Here is a 17,070-nt window from a genome sequence, read left to right as displayed (position 1 = left end):
GGCTGCAGTGTGCACGGCTGTGACCTTGCCCTCTCCCGGCAGCTCTTGAAGCCGCACCCGATTCCCCTCTACGAAGGACGCGACGGGATCACCCGGTCGGGGGTGGATTTACTAGGACGTCCAACTATATAGTCGCGACGAAGGCCCGCGGTGCAGGGAAGCCGGTGCGATTCCGGCGCGGTCCCGCCACTGTGACCGGGGAGTACGCCGTCGAGCAGCACGCCACTGACGTGAGAGACGTCGGGAAGGCGGACGGTGCGCGCTGATCCGGGAGTCAGGATACCGGCCGCGGGATGTTCCGTGTTGTCCACGAGGATGGAGCTGACACGCATGGCATCGGTGCGCCCGCACACTCCCTGCGGACCCGCCCGACGGGCCCCCGCCCGTCGAGGAGTACCCCACCCCACCACCGTCAGGACCTGACGGCACCCCGCCATTCGCGCTCTCGCGCCCTGCCCACCGCCTCCCGCGGCATGCCCCTCGGCATGTGCGGTCCCGGCGGCGCACCGGCGCGCCATCCGGATCACCTGACGAGAGCAGGCACTCATGGTCCGCGCACAAGACACCACCCCCGTCCGCGAGTTGACCCACTTCATCGGCGGCAGGCACACCCCGGGAACCTCGGGGGCCTACGGCGACGTGTACGACCCCAACACCGGGGAGGTCCAGGCCCGCGTGCCCCTCGCGAACCGGGCCGAGACCGAGGCCGCCATCGCCGACGCCGCCCGGGCGCAGCGCGACTGGGCCGCCTGGAACCCGCAGCGCCGCGCCCGGGTCCTGCTGCGCTTCCTCCAGCTGGTCGAGCAGGAGAGGGACGGCCTGGCCCGGCTGCTCTCCTCCGAGCACGGCAAGACCGTCGCCGACGCCCACGGCGACCTCCAGCGCGGCCTGGAGGTCGTGGAGTTCGCCGCCGGGATCCCGCACCTGCTCAAGGGCGAGTTCACCGACAACGCCGGCACCGGCATCGACGTCCACTCGCTGCGCGCCCCGCTCGGTGTCGTCGCCGGCATCACCCCGTTCAACTTCCCCGCGATGATCCCGCTCTGGAAGGCAGCACCCGCCCTGGCCTGCGGAAACGCCTTCATCCTCAAGCCGTCCGAGCGTGACCCGTCCGTACCGCTGAGGCTCGCCGAGCTCTTCCTGGAGGCGGGGCTTCCGCCCGGCGTCCTCAACGTCGTCAACGGCGGCAGGGAGTCGGTCGACACCCTCCTCGACGACCCTCGCGTCGCCGCCCTCGGCTTCGTCGGCTCCACCCCGGTCGCCGCCCACGTCTATGCCACCGCCGCCGCCCACGGCAAGCGCGCCCAGTGCTTCGGCGGGGCCAAGAACCACATGATCGTGATGCCGGACGCCGACCTCGACCAGGCGGTGGACGCCCTCATCGGCGCCGGGTACGGCTCGGCCGGCGAGCGGTGCATGGCCGTCTCGGTCGCCGTCCCCGTCGGCGAGGAGACCGCCGACGCGCTGGTCGCCCGGCTGAAGGAGCGCATCGGCACGTTGAGGATCGGGCGCAGCGACGACCCGGACGCCGACTTCGGACCGCTGGTCGGCCCGGACGCCGTCGACCGGGTTCGAACGTACGTCGGTATCGGCGTCGAGGAGGGCGCCGAACTCGTCGTCGACGGACGGGACTTCGCCCTCCCCGGGCACGAGGGCGGGTTCTTCGCCGGGGCCTCCCTCTTCGACCGGGTCACCCCCGACATGCGCGTCTACCAGGAGGAGATCTTCGGCCCCGTGCTCTGCGTGGTCCGCGCCGCCGACTACGAGGAGGCCCTGCGGCTGCCCAGCGAGCACCTCTACGGCAACGGTGTGGCGATCTTCACCCGGGACGGCGACACGGCCCGCGATTTCACCCGCCGCGTCGACACCGGCATGGTCGGCGTCAACGTACCGATCCCGGTGCCGGTGGCGTACCACACCTTCGGCGGCTGGAAGCGGTCCGGCTTCGGCGACCTCAACCAGCACGGGCCCGACGCCATCCGCTTCTACACCCGCACCAAGACCGTGACCTCCCGTTGGCCGGCCGGGCTCCGCGAGGGCGCGAGCTTCACGATCCCCACGATGGGCTGACCGGCCATGACCACGACCCTGCTCACCGAGGACCAGCGGGCCCTCGTCGAGACCACCCTCGACTTCGCCCAGGACCACCTCGCCCCGCACGCCCTGGACTGGGACCGCGACAAGCACTTCCCCGTCGACGTCCTGCGCAAGGCCGCCGGACTCGGACTCGGCGGCGTCTACGTCCGCGAGGAGTCCGGCGGCTCCGGCCTCAGCCGCTCCGACGGCGTCCTCGTCTTCGAGACCCTCGCCTCCGGCTGCCCGTCCATCGCGGGCTACCTCTCCATCCACAACATGGTCGCCTGGATGGTCGACCGCTACGGCGACGCCCCTCAGCGCCGGCGGTGGCTCCCGCGCCTGTGCGCCATGGACGACCTGGCCAGCTACTGCCTGACCGAGCCCGGCGCCGGGTCGGACGCCGCCGCGCTCGCCACCCGGGCCGTCCGCGACGGCGACCACTGGGTGCTCACCGGAACCAAGCAGTTCATCTCCGGGGCGGGCGCCTCCCAGCTGTATCTGGTGATGGCCCGTACCGGCGGCGCGGGCGCCGCAGGCGTCTCCGCCTTCCTCGTCGACAAGGACGACCCCGGCCTCTCCTTCGGAGCCGACGAGCGGAAGATGGGATGGAACGCCCAGCCCACCCGGCAGGTCGTCCTGGACGCGGTCCGGGTCCCCGCCGACCGGCTGCTCGGAGGCGAGGGCCAGGGCTTCCGCATCGCCATGTCCGGCCTGAACGGCGGCCGGCTCGGGATCGCCGCCTGCTCCCTCGGCGGGGCGCGCAGCGCTCTGGACCGGAGCCTCGCGCACCTCGCCGACCGGCAGGCGTTCGGGCACCGGCTCCTCGACGCCCAGGCCCTCCGCTTCCGCCTCGCCGACATGGCGACCGAACTCACCGCCGCCCGCGCCCTGGTCCAGCAGGCCGCCCACGCCCTCGACCGGGGCGATCCGCGGGCGCCCGAGCTGTGCGCGATGGCCAAACAGTTCGCCACCGACACCGGCTACTCGATCGCCGACCGCGCGCTCCAGCTGCACGGCGGCTACGGCTATCTCAGCGAGTACGGCATCGAGAAGATCGTCCGCGACCTGCGGGTCCACCAGATCCTGGAAGGAACCAACGAGATCATGCGCGTCATCGTGGCCCGCGGCCTGACGGAGGCCTTCGAATGACCTCGACACCGCCGACCGGCACCCCGGGCGACGCACCCGTCCTGCTCGACACCACGGGCCGCATCGGCCACATCACCCTCAACCGTCCCCAGGCCCTCAACGCCCTCACCCACCCCATGGTGCGGCGGATCGACGCGGCCCTCACCGCCTGGGAGCACGACCCGGCCGTCGAGGCCGTCGTGATCGGCGGCGCCGGTGAGCGCGGGCTGTGCGCGGGCGGCGACATCCGCGCCATCCACGAGGACGCCCGCACGCGCGGCGGCCGGGCCTCCGCCGACTTCTGGCGCGACGAGTACCGGCTCAACGCCAGGATCGCCCGCTACCCCAAGCCGTACATCGCCCTCATGGACGGCATCGTCATGGGCGGGGGCGTCGGGATCTCCGCGCACGGCAGCGTCCGGATCGTCACCGAACGCTCCCGGATCGCCATGCCCGAGACAGGCATCGGCTTCGTCCCGGACGTCGGCGGCACGTATCTCCTCGCTCTCGTCCCCGGCGAACTCGGCACCCACCTCGCGCTCACGGGCGCCCCGGTCGGCGCCGCCGACGCCCTGCTGTGCGGGCTCGCCGACCACCACGTACCCTCCGCCGCGCTCGACGCCCTCGTCACCGACCTGGCCGCGCTTCCCGTACGGGAAGCCCTCGCCCGTCACGTACGGCCCGCGCCGCCCGGCGTGCTCACCGGGCGCCGCGAGTGGATCGACGCCTGCTACGCCGCCGACACCGTCGAGGAGATCGTCGAGCGGCTGCTCGGCCACGGGAACCCCGAGGCGAAGGAGGCCGCCGAGACTCTTCTCGCCAAGTCCCCGACGTCGCTCAAGGTCACCCTGGCCGCCCTGCGCGGGGCCCGGCACCTCGGCCCGCTGGAGCGGGTCCTCGACCAGGAGTACCGCGTCTCCTGCGCGGCCCTGACCGCCCCCGACCTGGTGGAGGGCATCCGCGCCCAGGTCGTCGACAAGGACCGGGCCCCGCGCTGGAGCCCGGCCACCCTCGCCGAGGTCACCGACGCCGACGTGCGGCGTTTCTTCGCCCCGCTCGACGAGCGGCCCGAACTGGGCCTCGCCGCAACCGCATCGACCGAGGAGGTGGTCTGGTGAGCCGTACCGTCGCGTTCGTCGGACTCGGACACATGGGCGGCCCCATGGCCGCCAACCTCGTCAGGGCCGGGCATCGCGTCCTCGGCCACGACCTCGACGCCCAGGCCCTGGCCTCGGCCGCCCGCGCGGGCGTGGAGCCCGTGGCGTCCGCCGCAGAGGCGGTCGCCTGCGCGGATGTCGTCGTCAGCATGCTGCCGGCAGGGCGGCACGTCCTCGACCTGTACGACGGCGTCCTCGCCGCCGCCCGCCCCGGCGCCCTGTTCGTCGACTGCTCGACCATCGACGTCGCCGACGCCCGCACCGCGCACGCGCGGGCGGCCGCCGCCGGTCTGCGGTCCCTGGACGCCCCCGTCTCGGGCGGGGTGGTCGGCGCGGAGGCCGGCACGCTGACGTTCATGGCCGGCGGGGGAGCGGGGGAGTTCGCCGAAGCCCTTCCGCTCCTCGAGGCCATGGGCCAGAAGAGCGTCCACTGCGGCGGGCCCGGGGCAGGCCAGGCCGCCAAGATCTGCAACAACATGATCCTCGGCATCTCCATGATCGCCGTCAGCGAGGCGTTCGTCCTCGGCGAGAGCCTCGGCCTCTCCCACCAGGCGCTGTACGACGTGGCCTCGACGGCCTCGGGGCAGTGCTGGGCGCTGAGCGTCAACTGCCCGGTCCCCGGGCCGGTTCCGACCAGCCCGGCAAACCGGGACTACCGGCCCGGCTTCGCCGCCTCCCTGATGGCCAAGGACCTGGGCCTGGCGGCCGCCGCCGCCAGGGCGGGAGGCGTCCACGCCGAACTGGGCCTCAAAGCCGCCGACCTGTACGCCGCGTACGCGGAACGCGTCGGAGCCGCTGAGGACTTCTCGGGCATCGTCCGCACCGTCAGGCAGAGCGAAGGAGACCGCGCATGACCGCCGCCGAGGCCCAGGAGTACGAGACGATCGTCGTCGAACGCAAGGGCCGCACCGCCCTCCTCACGCTCAACCGGCCCGGCGCGCTCAACGCGCTGAACCTGCAGGTCATGAACGAGGTCGTGGCCGCCACCGAGGCCCTCGACCGGGACCCGGAGTGCGGCTGCGTCGTCCTCACCGGCTCGGCCAAGGCCTTCGCGGCCGGGGCCGACATCAAGGAGATGCGGCCCCAGGGCTACCTGGACATGTACCTCGCGGACTGGTTCGCCGCCTGGGACCGGCTCGGGCAGCTGCGCACCCCGACCGTCGCCGCCGTCTCGGGCTACGCCCTCGGCGGCGGCTGCGAACTCGCCATGCTCTGCGACGTCCTGCTCGCCGCCGACACCGCCGTCTTCGGCCAGCCGGAGATCAAGCTGGGCGTCGTCCCGGGCATCGGCGGCTCCCAGCGGCTGACCCGTGCCGTCGGCAAGGCGAAAGCCATGGAGATGTGCCTCACCGGCCGCACCATGGACGCGGCCGAGGCCGAACGCGCTGGCCTCGTCTCCCGGGTCCTCCCGGCCGACGAACTGCTCCCCGAGGCGCTCGCCGTCGCGGAGACGATCGCCGGCATGTCGCTGCCGGTGGCGATGATGGCCAAGGAGGCGGTGGCCCGGGCCTTCGAGACCACCCTCGCCGAGGGCGTGCGCTTCGAACGGCGGCTGTTCCACGCGGTGTTCGCCACCGCGGACCAGAAGGAGGGCATGGCCGCCTTCGTCGACAAGCGACCGCCGGAGTTCCGGCACCGCTGACGCCGGCCGCGGAGGAGGGGCCGGGGCGCCTGTACGCGAGAGCCGGGGCGCCCGCACGCGCCCCGGCCCTCGCGGACGCCCCGGTCAGGACGCGGGCAGCTCGCCCCGGACCGTGCGCGCCGCCGCGACCAGGTTCTCCAGCGAGGCGCGGGTCTCGGGCCAGCCCCGGGTCTTCAGACCGCAGTCGGGGTTGACCCAGAGCCGCTCGGCGGGAATGGCCCGCAGCCCCGTACGGAGCAGATCGGCGGCCTCCTCGGCGCTCGGGACGCGCGGGGAGTGGATGTCGTACACGCCGGGACCGGCCTCGCGCGGGTAGCCGTGCGCGGCCAGCTCGCGGGCGACCTGCATGTGCGAGCGGGCGGCCTCCAGGCTGATCACGTCGGCGTCCAGGTCGTCGATGGCCCGCACGATGTCACCGAACTCGGCGTAGCACATGTGGGTGTGGATCTGGGTGTCCGGCCGGACCCCGCTGGTGGAGAGCCGAAACGCCTCGGTCGCCCACGCCAGGTAGCCGGCGTGGTCGGCGGCGCGCAGCGGCAGGGTCTCCCGGAGCGCCGGTTCGTCGACCTGGATGACCGAGGTCCCGGCCGCCTCCAGGTCGCCGACCTCGTCGCGCAGGGCGAGCGCGACCTGCCGGGCGGTCTCGCCGAGCGGCTGGTCGTCGCGGACGAAGGACCAGGCGAGCATGGTGACCGGCCCCGTCAGCATGCCCTTGACCGGGCGGTGGGTCAGGGACTGCGCGTACGTGGTCCAGCGCACCGTCATCGGCGCGGGGCGGGAGATGTCACCGGCCAGGACCGGGGGCCGGACGTAGCGGGTGCCGTAGGACTGCACCCAGCCGTGGCGCGTGGCGAGGTACCCGGTCAGCTGCTCGGCGAAGTACTGCACCATGTCGTTGCGTTCGGGCTCGCCGTGCACCAGGAGGTCCAGGCCCGCCTTCTCCTGGAACGCGATCACCTCCCGGACCTCGGCCTTGACCCGCTCCTCGTAATCGGCCGTGTCGATCCGGCCCGCCCGCAGGTCGGCGCGGGCGGTCCGCAGTTCGGCGGTCTGCGGGAAGGAGCCGATGGTGGTCGTCGGCAGCAGGGGCAGGCCGAGGTGGGCGTGCTGGGCGGCGGCCCGCTCGGCGTACGGCCGGGAGCGGCGGGTGTCGGCGGCGGAGACCGCGCCGGTACGGGCGCGCACGGCCGGGTCGCGGGTGAGCGGCGACTCCGCGCGCGAGGCCAGGTCGGCCCGGTTGGCGGCCAGTTCGGCGGTGATCGCGGACGTGCCGTGGGACAGGCCCCTGGCGAGGGTGACGACCTCGGCCGTCTTCTGCCGGGCGAAGGCGAGCCAGCGCAGGATCTGCGGGTCGATGTCCCGCTCGGCGGTGGCGTCGAGGGGCACGTGCAGCAGCGAGCAGGAGGCCGCGACGTCGACCCGGTCGGCGAGGCCGAGCAGGGTGCCGAGGGTCGTCAGGGACTTCGCCAGATCGGCGACCCAGACGTTGCGTCCGTCGACGACGCCCGCGACCAGTCGCTTGCCGGGCAGCCCGCCCACGGCCGCGAGGGCCTCCAGGTTGGCGGCGGCGGTTCCCGTGAAGTCGAGGGCGAGCCCTTCGACGGGCGCCTTGGCGAGGACGGGGAGGGCCTCGCCGAGCCGGTCGAAGTACGACGCGACCAGCAGCTTCGGCCGGTCCGTGCGGCCACCGAGCTCGCGGTAGGCGCGGGCGGCGGCGTTCAGCTCGGCCGGGGTGCGGTCCTGGACGAGGGCCGGCTCGTCGAGCTGGACCCAGGCCGCGCCCGCCGCGCGGAGGTCGGCGAGGACCGAGGCGTAGACGGGCAGCAGCCGGTCGAGGAGAGTGAGCGGCTCCAAGTCGGCGGCCACTCCGGGGGCCGGCTTGGCGAGGAGCAGGTAGGTGATCGGGCCGACGAGGACCGGACGCGCCGTCAGGCCGATCGCGAGGGCTTCCCTCAGCTCGGCGACCTGCTGGGTGGAGTCGGCGGTGAAGACGGTGTCCGGGCCCAACTCGGGCACCAGATAGTGGTAGTTGGTGTCGAACCACTTGGTCATCTCCAGCGGCGCGACGTCCTGCGTGCCGCGGGCCATCGCGAAGTAGCCGTCGAGGCGGTCGGAGTCGACGGCGGCGCGGTGGCGGTCGGGGATGGCGCCGACCATGACGCTGGTGTCCAGCACGTGGTCGTAGTACGAGAAGTCGCCGGTCGGCACCTCGTGGAGGCCGGCTTCGGCCAGCTGCCGCCAGTTCGAACGGCGCAGGTCGGCCGCGGTGGCCCGGAGGGCGTCGGCGGTGACGCGGCCCTTCCAGTAGCCCTCGACGGCCTTCTTCAGTTCCCGGTGCTGCCCCTGACGGGGGTAGCCGTACACGGTGGCCCGTGCTGCCGCGGCTGCGGTCCTGGTGGTCACGGAGATCTCCTTCGCGAGATGAATCCCTGAGATCCCGGGGACGGGACGAGAGCGCGAAGGGGTGACGGACCGGACGGCCGGCCTCGCGCGGACGCGCGGGTCTCCGTCTGGTGTGGTCGCCGACCCGCCCTCGAGGTCACCGGGATGTCCGCGCGCGGAATCGTCCGCGTGCGGGCAACGGGCAGGTCTTCGGACTCGCGGGCACGCTCGCCGGATCGAACCGGCGGGCACCTACTGGCCGTCGCTTCCCAGACCCGTACGGGTCCAGTGCGTATGACGGCGGTCGTTCCCGCTCACCGCTGCGGGGCAGTCCCGGATTCCCACCGGGTTCCCTCTTACGACGCATCCCGCCTGGCGGACGGGGCGAACCAGCTGCACCGGCCACCCTAAGGGGCCGGACGGCGTCGTGACGGGCGAAGTCCACCATGCGGATGGTGAACCGAGACACGCCGTCGACGCCGGCCCCTCCGCCGAGGGGCGGGGTCCCCTCGCTCACGAGCGGGGCTCCGCGTGCCGCACGAGGTGGCGGGAGTAGGCGTCCGGGGTGAAGAAGAGCGGCAGTTCGCCGCTGAGGGCGTTCCGTTCGAGCATCGCCCGCACCTCCTCCAGCGGGGCCCACGGGTACTGGGCGCCGAGCGTGTCGAGCTCCTCGTCGAGCAGCCGAACGACGGTCTCCCGGTCGATCAGCCGGTGCCGCACCCACTGCCAGATCTGCACGCGGGCGATCTCGGCGGTCGCCGCGTCCTCCATCAGACCGTCCAGGGCGACGGCGCCCTGGCCGCGCAGCCAGGCCGCGAAGTAGCCGAGCGCGACCGAGATGTTCGTGCGGATGCCCTCCCGGGTGGGCGGTCCGCTGATCCGGCGTACCGACAGCAGGTCCGCCGGGGTGACCTCCACGTCGTCCCGAGTCCGGTGGATCTGGTCCGGCAGGTCGCCGAGGACCCCGTCGAACGCCTTGCGGCAGACCTGGACGAGCCCCGGATGGGCGACCCAGGAGCCGTCGAAACCGTCCTCCGCCTCCCGCTCCTTGTCGAGGCGCACCTTGGCGAGTGCCGCCTCGTGGGCGGCCGGGTCCCTGCTCGGCACCTGGGCCGCCATCCCGCCGATGGCGTGCGCGCCCCGCTGGTGGCAGGTGCGGACGAGCAGCTCGGTGTAGGCCCGCATGAACGGGGCGGTCATGGTGACCTGACCCCGGTCGGGCAGGAGGAAGTCGGTGCGGTGGCCGAAGGTCTTGATCAGGCTGAACAGGTAGTCCCAGCGGCCCGCGTTGAGACCCGAGCTGTGCTCGCGCAGCTCGTAGAGGATCTCCTCCATCTCGAACGCGGCCGTGATCGTCTCGATGAGCACGGTGGCGCGGACCGTGCCCCGGGGCATGCCGAGGAGCTCCTGTGCGAGCAGGAACACGTCGTTCCACAGTCGGGCCTCGTACCGGTTCTCCAGCTTCGGGAGGTAGAAGTACGGGCCGTGGCCGGCGTCGATCTGGCGATGCGCGCAGTGGAAGAAGTACAGGCCGAAGTCGACGAGCGAGGCGGGCACCGGGGCACCGTCGAACTCGAGGTGCTCCTCCAGAAGGTGCCAGCCGCGCGGCCGGACGACGATCGTGGCGAGCCGGTCGAGGTCGGCGAGCCGGTACTCCTTGCCGTCGGCGGTGGTGAAGTCGATGCTGCGGTCGATCGCGTCGCGCAGGACGAGTTGGCCCCCGACGATGTTCTCCCAGGTGGGCGCCGTGGCGTCCTCGAAGTCCGCCATCCACACGCGGGCGCCGGAGTTGAGGGCGTTGACCGCCATGCGGCGGTCCGGCGGTCCGGTGATCTCGACCCGCCGGTCGGTCAGCCCGGGGGCGGGAGGGGCGACGCGCCAGCTGGGGTCGTCGCGGACGGCGGAGGTGACCGGGGAGAAGACCAGCGGGGCCCCGCCGGCCAGGCGCAGGGCCTGGCGGCGGCGCTCCTTCATCAGGTCCAGTCGGCGTTCGCCGAACGCCTCCGCCAGCTTCCCGACGAAGTCCAGGGCGGCGGGGGTGAGGATCTCGGCGTGCCGGTCACCCGGTGCGGCGAGAACGCGGACGCGGTGGGTCGGCGCGGTGGTGGGCATCGGATTCTCCTGGGGTGGGACCTGAGGGAGGCGGGACGTGACCCGGGGCCGGGCCGCCCGACGCGGCCCGGTGCCGGGCCGGACGGGACCCGGTGCCGGGTCCGGCGGACCGATGTCGGCCCTAGTGGAACTGCTCCTCCTCCGTGGAGCCGGTCAGGGCCGTGGTGGAGGACGCGGGGTTCACGGCGGTGGAGACCAGGTCGAAGTAGCCCGTGCCGACCTCGCGCTGGTGCCGGACGGCGGTGAAGCCCTGGGCCTGCGCGGCGAACTCCCGCTCCTGGAGGTCGACATAGGCCGTCATGCCGTGCTCGGCGTAACCGCGGGCGAGGTCGAACATGCCGTGGTTGAGGGAGTGGAAGCCGGCCAGCGTGATGAACTGGAACTTGTAGCCCATCGCGCCCAGTTCGCGCTGGAACTTGGCGATCTGGTCGTCGTCCAGGGCCGCCTTCCAGTTGAAGGACGGCGAGCAGTTGTAGGCGAGCATCCGGTCCGGGTACCGCGCGTGGATCGCCTCGGCGAACTCCCGCGCCTGCGCCAGGTCCGGGGTGCCCGTCTCGACCCAGATGAGGTCGGCGTAGGGGGCGTAGGCCAGGCCGCGGGCGATGACCGGGCCCATGCCGTTCTGGACGTGGTGGAAGCCCTCCGAGGTGCGCTCGCCGGTGACGAACGGGGCGTCGCGCTCGTCGATGTCGCTGGTCAGCAGCGTCGCGGCGAGCGCGTCGGTGCGGGCGACGATCAGGGTCGGGGTGTCCGCGATGTCGGCGGCGAGCCGGGCCGCGTTGAGCGTGCGGATGTGCTGGGAGGTCGGGACGAGGACCTTGCCCCCGAGGTGGCCGCACTTCTTCTCGGACGCGAGCTGGTCCTCGTAGTGGATGCCCGCCGCGCCGGCCGCGATCATCGCCTTCGTCAGCTCGAAGGCGTTGAGCGGGCCGCCGAACCCGGCTTCGGCGTCGGCGACGATCGGAGCGAGCCAGTCCGTCGTGTCCGTGCCGCCCTCGGCGGTCGCGATCTGGTCGGCCCGCAGCAGGGCGTTGTTGATCCGACGGACCACCTGAGGAACGGAGTTGACGGGGTAGAGGCTCTGGTCGGGGTAGGTGTGACCGGCCTGGTTGGCGTCGGCGGCGACCTGCCATCCGGAGAGGTAGATGGCCTGGAGGCCGGCGCGGACCTGCTGGACGGCCTGGCCGCCGGTGAGGGCGCCGAGCGCGTGGACGTAATCGAGGTCGTGCAGCTGCCGCCAGAGCCGCTCGGCGCCGCGCCGGGCCAGGGTGTGCTCCTCACGGACGCTGCCGGACAGCCGCAGCACGTCCTCGGCGGTGTACGTGCGCTCGATGCCGGCCCAGCGCGGGTCGGTCGCCCAGCGCTCTGCGAGCTGCGCGGCGGTCGGCTTCGTCGTCTCGGTCATGATCGTCACCGTCTCCCTGCTTTGTTGTGTTTGCCAATCCGCTGTGTGGTCCTTCCAGGGAGTGGCACGCAGTGTCTGTCGATGGTTCGCGGCCCGCCGGTGCCCGGGGAGGCGGAGATGAGCAATCTGGCCGCTCCGGTCCGTCTCGGCGCCGGAACTGCCGACATCAGGGCGTGAATCGGGTCCCGGCTCCCCGCTCTGGACCGGTGGGGTCCGGCGGGCCGCACCTCGACTCTGGCACTGGCACCGCGTGCCATCAATCGTGGAGTCCTGCCAAGTTCTGCGAATCTTCGGACGCCGGATCGCCAAGATTGCGAAGGGTGCGAAGCGTGCCCGGTGGCGTACGCTGCGCATGACCCGGACGCGGAGTCCCGGGGGCGGAGGGGAGCGCGCGGTGGGCAGGACGTACGCGGGGGCGCGGCTGCGGAGGCTGCGCGAGGAGCGCCGGATGAGTCAGGCGGAGCTGGCCAGGACCCTGGGAATCTCGCCGAGCTATCTGAACCAGATGGAGCACGACTCCCGCCCGCTCACCGTGCCCGTGCTGCTGCGGCTCACCGAGACCTTCGGCGTCGACCCGGCCTTCTTCTCCGAGCGGGACACCGGCAGGCTCGTCGCGGACCTCCGGGAGGCGCTCGCGGGGGAGTTGGGCGCGTCCCGCGTCGCCCCCTCCGAACTGGCCGAACTGGCCTCACGGATGCCTGACGTCGCCCGGGTCCTGGTCCGACTCGGCCGCCGGAACCAGGCGTTGTCCGAGCAGTTGGCGGACGTCACCGACGGCCGGCACGGCGCCGGGGAGTCGCCGCGCTCCGCCCACGAGGAGATCAGGGACTTCTTCTACCGCCGGCAGAACTACCTGCACGACATCGACCTCGGGGCCGAAGGCCTGGCCGCGGAGATCGGCATCCGGCCGGGCGAGGTCGTCGGGGCCCTGACGACGCGTCTCGCCGACGCCCACGGCGTGCGGCTCGCCACGGAGACCGGCGACCGCCTGCACCACTACGACGGGACGACGCGGACCCTGCACCTCTCCCCGCGCCTGCGCCCCGGGCAGCGTGCCTTCCGCATGGCGACCCAACTCGCCCTGCTGGAGTGGGACGCGGAACTCGACCGGCACGCGGCCGAGGACTTCGATGCGGGTTCGCCCGCCCACGCCCTGGCCCGCATCGGGATCGCCAACTACTTCGCGGCGGCGCTGATCCTCCCGTACCGCTCCTTCCACGCCGTCGCCGAGGAGTTCCGGTACGACATCGAGCGGCTCACCGACCACTTCGGCCTCGGCCACGAGACGGTCTGCCACCGGCTGAGCACCCTGCAGCGGCCCCGGCTGCGCGGGGTGCCCTTCTCCTTCGTCCGCGTCGACCGGGCCGGCAACCTGTCCAAGCGGCAGTCGGCGACCGGCTTCCACTTCTCCCGCGCGGGTGGCACCTGCCCGCTGTGGAACGTGTACGAGGCGTTCGCCGCCCCGGGGCGCATCCATGTCCAGATCGCGGCCATGCCCGACGGCCGGCGGTATCTGTGGACGGCCCGCGCCGTCACCCGGCACCGCGGCGGCTGGGGCGAGCCCGGCAAGACCTTCGCGATCGGTCTGGGCTGCGAACTCCGCCACGCCGCACGGCTGGTGTACTCCGACGGCCTCGACCTCGACAACGCGGCGGCGGCCACCCCGATCGGGATGGGCTGCCGACTCTGCGAACGGCTCGACTGTCCCCAGCGGGCGGTGCCTCCGCTCGGCCTCCCGCTGCGGATCGACCAGAACAGCGGCACCTTCGTGCCGTACCCGGTGGCCCGCTGAATCCGTCGGACGTCACCCGCCGGACGTCACCCGCCGGACGTCACTCGCCGGACGTCGGTCGTCGGCCGTCTGCTGTCGTCGCGGGGGCCTCCGGTCGCGCGGCGGGCCAACGGCCGAGCGTCGCGATCTCGCTCTCGAAGAGGGCTTCCGGTGACACGTCCATTCCCGTGAAGTGGCCCGCGAGTTCGAGCGAGAGCACCCCGTGGAGACGGGTCCAGAAGGCCATCGCCGTGGCGAAGGGGTCCGTCGAGCCCGCCGACTCACCGGCCCGCAGGAGCGCGCTCATGATCTCGCTCGCGATGCCGGTGATCTCGTCCGGTGCGTGGTAGCCGGGCACGGGTGTGCCGTACACGAGGAAGTAGCGGTGCGGGTCGGCGAGGGCCCAGCGGCGCAGCGCGCGGGCCAGGCCCGCGAGGTCGGCGCCCGCGTCCTCGGCCTGGCCGACGGTGTCGGCGAGGCTGCGGTACGCGTCCCGGACGAGTTCGGTGATCAGCTCGTCCCGGCCCGCGAAGTAGCGGTACAGCGCGGGGCCGCTCATGCCCATCTTCTTGGCGATGGCGTTGAGCGAGAGAGCCGAGGCGCCGTCGGCCGCGATCTGCTCCCAGGCCAGTTGCTTGACCTCCGCCCGCACCTGGTTGCGGTACCGCTCCCGTGGCGTCCCGCCGGTCTCCGTGTCCGTCATGGTTCCTCCCGCGCTGCCAGTTGGTTAGAGGCTATCACTCGCGTGAAGGGTTGACGGTTCCGCGAGTGGTGGTTATACCCTGTAACGGAAGCGATACCGCGTAGCCCATCAGGGGCCGCGCCGTCGACACACGGAGGTCGGTCGTCATGAGCGTCGTCGAACGAGTAGAGGTCGTCCTGCCCGGCGCGGTGGAGCCCGAGGGGCTCCAGCTGCGGCACGGGCCGGTTCCGGCGGCCGGGGAGGGGCAGGTGCTCGTCGCCATGGAGGCGACCGGGGTCTCCTTCGCGGAGCAGCAGATGCGCCGGGGTCGGTACTACGACCAGCCGCCGTTCCCCTTTGTCCCGGGGTACGACCTGGTCGGCACCGTCACCGCCGTGGGTGTCGGGGTCGGCCAGGACCTGCTCGGCACCCGGGTCGCCGCGCTGACCAAGACGGGCGGCTGGGCCAGTCACGTCCTGCTCGACGCCGCCGATGTCGTCCCCGTGCCGGCGGGCCTCGGGGCCGCCGAGGCGGAGACCGCCGTCGTCAACGGGATCACGGCCTGGCAGATGCTGCACCGCAAGGCCCGGATCCGGGCCGGCCGGACCGTCCTCGTGCACGGCGCCAACGGTGGCGTCGGCACCGTGCTCGTCCAGCTCGCGCGCAGCGCCGGGGTGAACGTCATCGGCACCGCTTCCGCCCGTCACCACGAGGCGCTGCGGCGGCTCGGCGTCACTCCGGTCGACTACCGGGCCGAGGATGTGCCGGCCCGTGTGCGGGAACTGGCGCCCGGTGGGGTGGACGCGGTCTTCGACCACATCGGCGGCCGCAGCGTCGTCGACTCCTGGCGGCTGCTCGCGAAGGGCGGCACCCTCGTCTCGTACGGCAGCGCCGCGACCCGGGACGACTCGGGGTCGAAGCAGTGGCCGGTGCTCAAGATCCTCGGCCGGGTGTGGGTCTGGCATGCGCTGCCCAACGGCCGCCGCGCGTACTTCTACAACGTATGGGGCGGCCGGGCCTTCGCCAGGAACCGCTTCCGCGCCCGCCTGCGCGCCGACCTCGGGCAGGTCTTCGACGCGATGCGCCGTGGCGAGATCACGGCCTCGGTCGCGGCCGAACTGCCTTTGAGCCGGGTCGCCGACGCGATGCGACTGGCCGAGTCGGGGACGGTGAACGGCAAGGTCGTCCTGACCCCGTGAGGCGCGAAGCCGGGGGTGGACAGGGTCGAGCCCGGGCCCTAGCCTCCTCTCAACCTATTCAACTAGTTGAGTAATGCGAGGGCGCATGCACCCGTTCCGCAAGGCCGTCGAGAACCGTGACGCGGCCGCCATCGAGGCCCTGCTCGCCGAGGACGTCGTCTTCACCAGCCCCGTGGCCTTCAAGCCGTACGCCGGCAAGGCGATCACCGCCGCGATCCTGCGCGGCGTGATGAGGGTCTTCGAGGACTTCGCCTACGAGCGCGAGATCGCCAACCCCGACGGCCGCGACCACGCCCTCGTCTTCGGCGCGACGGTGAACGGCCGCCGGATCCAGGGCTGCGACTTCCTCCACTTCGACGAGGAAGGACGGATCGACGAGTTCACCGTCATGGTCCGGCCGCTGTCCGCCGCCCAGGCGCTCGCCGAGGCGATGGGCGCGCAGTTCGACCGCATCGCGCGGGAAGCGGCGGAGGGCACCGGAGCCTAGGGGCGTTCTGCCGGGTGTCCGACCGGCCGCCTCAACCGGTCGGTGACGTGCCGGAATCCGTCGCCCGGAGCAGGGGCAGGTTCTTCTCCACGGCCTTCGCCCACGAGCCGTCCGCCACCATGGCCTCGAGTGCCGTGTCGACCCGCGCGCGCAGCGGGCTGCCCTTCGGCAGGCCGACGCCGTAGCGTTCGTCGGTCAGCCGGAAACCCGCGAGTCGGAACTTGCCCGCGTAGGTGGCTTGCGCGGCGTAGCCGGCGAGCAGCGCGTTGTCCGTGGTGACGGCGTCGACCGCCCAGGATTCCAATGCCTGCACGCACTCGGCGTACGTGCTCCGTTCGACCACGGCCGCGTCCGGGCCGATCTTCGTCGGGATGTTCTGGGCCGAGCTCGATCCGGTGGCCGAGCAGACCTGCTTCCCGTTCAGATCGCCGACGCTGGTCACCCGCGTGTCGTCGGCCCGGAGCAGGACGTCCTGGTGGGCCGTGAGGTACGGGCCCGCGAAGTCGACCTGCTGGGCCCGCCGGTCCGTGATCGCGTACGTCGCCACGACGAGATCGACCTCGCCGCGCGTGAGGAGGGTCTCCCTGGTGGGGCTCGTGACCGCCTTCCAGATGATGGCCGAGGGGTCGTGGCCCAGCGCGCGGGCGAGGTAGATCGCGACGTCCACGTCCAGGCCCGTGTACGTGCCGTCCGGCTTCCGCATCCCCAGGCCGGGCTGGTCGAACTTGATGCCGATCGTGATCGGGGACGCGTTCGTGGGCGTACGGGACGTGCTCGGCGACCCCGAGGGCTTGTCGCTGCCCTCCGCCTTGCCGCCGCCGTCGGGCCAGAGCGTCCAGGTCAGGACGCCGGCCAGGGCCAACGCCGCGATCACGGCGAGTCGGCTCTTCCATGCGCGGTGACGGGGAACCGGAGCCGCCGGTGCGGGCGCGGACGCCGGGGGCGCGATCCGGTACGAGGTGGTCGGCGGGGCGTGATCCGGCGGGGGCGCGTCGGCGGGCTCCGGGGCGGCCGCGGCAACCGCCGCCC

Annotated in this window: 13 protein-coding genes and 2 riboswitches; of the genes, 8 read left to right on the top strand and 5 right to left on the bottom strand. The window is 72.8% G+C overall.

Going from position 1 to position 17,070, the window contains the following annotated elements; all coding sequences use genetic code 11:
• Positions 1 to 112 precede the first annotated feature (112 nt).
• Positions 113 to 306, top strand: a riboswitch (cobalamin riboswitch).
• 240 nt (positions 307 to 546) lie between these two features.
• From AB0E14_RS27940 to AB0E14_RS27920, 5 genes are read left to right on the top strand one after another with little or no spacing between them, the layout of a single operon-like run.
• On the top strand, positions 547 to 2,070 hold the full coding sequence (locus AB0E14_RS27940; RefSeq protein WP_362423865.1) for a CoA-acylating methylmalonate-semialdehyde dehydrogenase: 1,524 nt from the start codon (positions 547 to 549) through the stop codon (positions 2,068 to 2,070).
• 6 nt (positions 2,071 to 2,076) lie between these two features.
• Positions 2,077 to 3,225, top strand: a complete 1,149-nt coding sequence (locus AB0E14_RS27935) for an acyl-CoA dehydrogenase family protein (RefSeq protein ID WP_362423862.1) — start codon at positions 2,077 to 2,079, stop codon at positions 3,223 to 3,225.
• Complete coding sequence (locus AB0E14_RS27930; RefSeq protein WP_362423859.1) at positions 3,222 to 4,322, top strand: enoyl-CoA hydratase/isomerase family protein; 1,101 nt, start codon at positions 3,222 to 3,224, stop codon at positions 4,320 to 4,322. The genes AB0E14_RS27935 and AB0E14_RS27930 overlap by 4 nt, the downstream gene beginning before the upstream one ends.
• Positions 4,319 to 5,215, top strand: coding sequence for a 3-hydroxyisobutyrate dehydrogenase (gene mmsB, locus AB0E14_RS27925; RefSeq protein ID WP_362423856.1), 897 nt, complete (start codon positions 4,319 to 4,321; stop codon positions 5,213 to 5,215). The genes AB0E14_RS27930 and mmsB overlap by 4 nt, the downstream gene beginning before the upstream one ends.
• Positions 5,212 to 6,003: an enoyl-CoA hydratase gene (locus AB0E14_RS27920; RefSeq protein WP_362423853.1), complete on the top strand. Its 792-nt coding sequence runs from the start codon at positions 5,212 to 5,214 to the stop codon at positions 6,001 to 6,003. Before mmsB ends, AB0E14_RS27920 begins: the two co-directional genes overlap by 4 nt.
• Positions 6,004 to 6,087: 84 nt before the next feature.
• On the opposite strand, the gene metE is transcribed toward AB0E14_RS27920, so the two are convergent.
• The 3 genes from metE to aceA form a co-directional block, all read right to left on the bottom strand.
• Positions 6,088 to 8,406 (bottom strand): 5-methyltetrahydropteroyltriglutamate--homocysteine S-methyltransferase, encoded by a 2,319-nt coding sequence (metE, locus tag AB0E14_RS27915; protein WP_362423850.1) that lies wholly within the window; start codon positions 8,404 to 8,406, stop codon positions 6,088 to 6,090.
• 183 nt (positions 8,407 to 8,589) lie between these two features.
• Positions 8,590 to 8,744, bottom strand: a riboswitch (cobalamin riboswitch).
• Between the two features lie 154 nt (positions 8,745 to 8,898).
• Positions 8,899 to 10,497 (bottom strand): malate synthase A, encoded by a 1,599-nt coding sequence (gene aceB / locus AB0E14_RS27910; protein ID WP_362423847.1) that lies wholly within the window; start codon positions 10,495 to 10,497, stop codon positions 8,899 to 8,901.
• 121 nt (positions 10,498 to 10,618) lie between these two features.
• On the bottom strand, positions 10,619 to 11,902 hold the full coding sequence (gene aceA, locus AB0E14_RS27905) for an isocitrate lyase (RefSeq protein ID WP_362423844.1): 1,284 nt from the start codon (positions 11,900 to 11,902) through the stop codon (positions 10,619 to 10,621).
• Between the two features lie 394 nt (positions 11,903 to 12,296).
• Here aceA and AB0E14_RS27900 point away from each other — a divergent pair, with 394 nt between their 5' ends.
• The gene (locus tag AB0E14_RS27900; protein WP_362423841.1) at positions 12,297 to 13,694 is read left to right on the top strand and encodes a short-chain fatty acyl-CoA regulator family protein; all 1,398 of its coding nucleotides are present in this window, start codon (positions 12,297 to 12,299) and stop codon (positions 13,692 to 13,694) included.
• A 40-nt stretch (positions 13,695 to 13,734) separates the two neighbouring features.
• On the opposite strand, the gene AB0E14_RS27895 is transcribed toward AB0E14_RS27900, so the two are convergent.
• Positions 13,735 to 14,376: a TetR/AcrR family transcriptional regulator gene (locus tag AB0E14_RS27895; protein WP_362423837.1), complete on the bottom strand. Its 642-nt coding sequence runs from the start codon at positions 14,374 to 14,376 to the stop codon at positions 13,735 to 13,737.
• 146 nt (positions 14,377 to 14,522) lie between these two features.
• Here AB0E14_RS27895 and AB0E14_RS27890 point away from each other — a divergent pair, with 146 nt between their 5' ends.
• Both AB0E14_RS27890 and AB0E14_RS27885 read left to right on the top strand, forming a co-directional pair.
• Complete coding sequence (locus AB0E14_RS27890; protein ID WP_362423834.1) at positions 14,523 to 15,554, top strand: medium chain dehydrogenase/reductase family protein; 1,032 nt, start codon at positions 14,523 to 14,525, stop codon at positions 15,552 to 15,554.
• A gap of 85 nt (positions 15,555 to 15,639) precedes the next feature.
• On the top strand, positions 15,640 to 16,041 hold the full coding sequence (locus AB0E14_RS27885) for a nuclear transport factor 2 family protein (RefSeq protein WP_362423831.1): 402 nt from the start codon (positions 15,640 to 15,642) through the stop codon (positions 16,039 to 16,041).
• Positions 16,042 to 16,072: 31 nt separating this feature from the next.
• Here AB0E14_RS27885 and AB0E14_RS27880 read toward each other — a convergent pair whose 3' ends face one another.
• On the bottom strand, positions 16,073 to 16,915 hold the full coding sequence (locus AB0E14_RS27880) for a glutamate ABC transporter substrate-binding protein (RefSeq protein ID WP_362423938.1): 843 nt from the start codon (positions 16,913 to 16,915) through the stop codon (positions 16,073 to 16,075).
• Between the last annotated feature and the right edge of the window lie 155 nt (positions 16,916 to 17,070).

Origin of the sequence: Streptomyces sp. NPDC047981, from assembly GCF_040653315.1 — a bacterium.
In the GTDB taxonomy this organism is placed as follows: Bacteria; Actinomycetota; Actinomycetes; order Streptomycetales; family Streptomycetaceae; genus Streptomyces.
This window is presented reverse-complemented; position numbering and strand designations above follow the sequence as displayed.